Genomic DNA, 1,923 nt, shown 5'->3' on the forward strand with positions numbered 1-1,923 from the left:
TTTGGCTTTTTGCGTTGTCAAGTCTAAACTTGTTGTGTCTTGAACTGCCAAAACTATTGGATGTTCTTTGATTCTTTCTACTGTACTTTTGGCCTGGGCGGCAATTAGATCTGAGGGGTGAAAATAGGGGGAATTCCAAAAAAACTATACCTATCAATCGTTTCCCCTTTTTTTAAGTTTCTTCTCTTTTTGTTAAGAAAGCTCTGACTAATGGATAGGACGTCGGGGGGGCAAGGGGATGAGGGACACGAATAAAGAAAAATGGTATAACAGCGTGATTGCTCTAAAATAAGGTCATCGCCTGATCAGTATATAGCAATGACCTTAATCGCTGTCATCGATTATGACATGGGAAATCTGCACTCTGCCTGTAAAGGACTGGAAACCGTGGGTGCAGTGCCGAAAATTACCGATTCTCCCCTCGATCTCGAAAAAGCTGACGCTATTGTCTTACCCGGAGTCGGTTCTTTTGATCCTGCTGTCCGGCAAATTCGCAGCCGTCATCTCGAAAAACCGATCAAAGTTGCGATCGCTAATGGTAAACCCTTCCTCGGTATCTGTCTCGGTTTACAAATTCTCTTTGACTCATCAGAGGAAGGACAAGAGGCGGGTTTAGGGATTATTCCGGGGACAGTGCGCCGTTTTCGCTCAGAACCGGGCATTACCATTCCCCACATGGGTTGGAATCAATTAGACTTCACCCAGCCGGATCATGCTCTTTGGCAGGGATTACCCCCGCATCCTCACGTCTATTTTGTCCATTCCTATTATGTCGATCCCCTTGATAGTCATCTAACTGCCGCCACCGTCACCCACGGCAGTCAAACGGTGACAGCAGCGATCGCTCGTGATCGTTTGGTGGCGGTGCAGTTTCACCCGGAAAAATCCTCGACTAATGGCTTAAAAATTCTGGCTAACTTTGTTCAACAGGTGCAAAAATTAGCTTTAGTCTCCTAAATAAGCCTTTAAAACCCGCTCATTTTTTTGGATTTCGCTGGGAATGCCATCGGCTAAATTTGTCCCTTCTGCTAATACCCAAACGTGGTGACAAAGGGACATAATCACATCCATATTATGCTCGATAATCAAAAAGGTAATTCCCTGACGATTCCACTCGATAATATGGTCGCTGATTTGAGCGATTAAAGTGGGATTAACTCCGGCGGCTGGTTCATCTAATAAAATTAATTTTGGCTCGGTCATTAGCGCTCGGCCAATCTCTAATAATTTGCGCTGTCCTCCCGATAAAGCTCCCGCATAATCGTGCGCTTTTTCCCCTAGACCGATCGAATCTAATATCTCCAAAGCTTTGGCACGATTTTCCTGTTCCTGTTGGCGAATTTTTGCCCCCTGAAACCAGACGTTGAGAAAATTTTCTCCCGTTTGTCCCGGACTAGCTAAGAGCATATTTTCTAACACCGTTAATCGGGATAATACCCTGGCGACTTGAAAAGTTCTCACACATCCTTTCAGGGCAATTTGATAGGGAGGCAGCTGATGAATCGGCTGACCATCAAGAAAAACTTCCCCTTTATCTGGGCGAATAAAATTAGATAAAAGGTTAAAAAGTGTGGTTTTGCCGGCTCCATTTGGTCCGATTAACCCGGTGATGCTGCCCTGCGGCACATCCAAATAAGCATTATTGACGGCGCGAATGCCCCCAAAACTTTTCGATAATCCTTTGGCAGAAAGTAACATATATGAATTATGAATTATGAATTATGAATTATGAATTATGAAGTGGGAAATGTTTTCAGTTAACAGTAAACAGTGAACAGTAATCGATGAACTGATAACTGATAACTGATAACTGATAACTGATAACTGATAACTGATAACTGATAACTGATAACTGATAACTGATAACTGATAACTGATAACTGATAACTGATAACTGATAACTGATAACTGATAACTGATAAC

2 protein-coding genes and 1 pseudogene are annotated in these 1,923 nt (G+C 43.0%); 1 reads left to right on the plus strand and 2 read right to left on the minus strand.

Going from position 1 to position 1,923, the window contains the following annotated elements:
* Positions 1-141, minus strand: a pseudogene (locus tag O9324_RS04185) (IS4 family transposase); the annotation flags it as partial.
* Between the two features lie 177 nt (positions 142-318).
* On the opposite strand from O9324_RS04185, the gene hisH reads away from it, so the two are divergent.
* Positions 319-957 (plus strand): imidazole glycerol phosphate synthase subunit HisH, encoded by a 639-nt coding sequence (hisH, locus tag O9324_RS04190; protein ID WP_288139546.1) that lies wholly within the window; start codon positions 319-321, stop codon positions 955-957.
* On the opposite strand, the gene O9324_RS04195 is transcribed toward hisH, so the two are convergent.
* Positions 946-1,698: an ABC transporter ATP-binding protein gene (locus O9324_RS04195; protein ID WP_002767074.1), complete on the minus strand. Its 753-nt coding sequence runs from the start codon at positions 1,696-1,698 to the stop codon at positions 946-948. The two genes, hisH and O9324_RS04195, sit on opposite strands and share 12 nt — an antisense overlap.
* Positions 1,699-1,923 lie beyond the last annotated feature (225 nt).

It is taken from the genome of Microcystis sp. LE19-84.1B (genome assembly GCF_027531875.1).
GTDB lineage: Bacteria > Cyanobacteriota > Cyanobacteriia > Cyanobacteriales > Microcystaceae > Microcystis > Microcystis panniformis.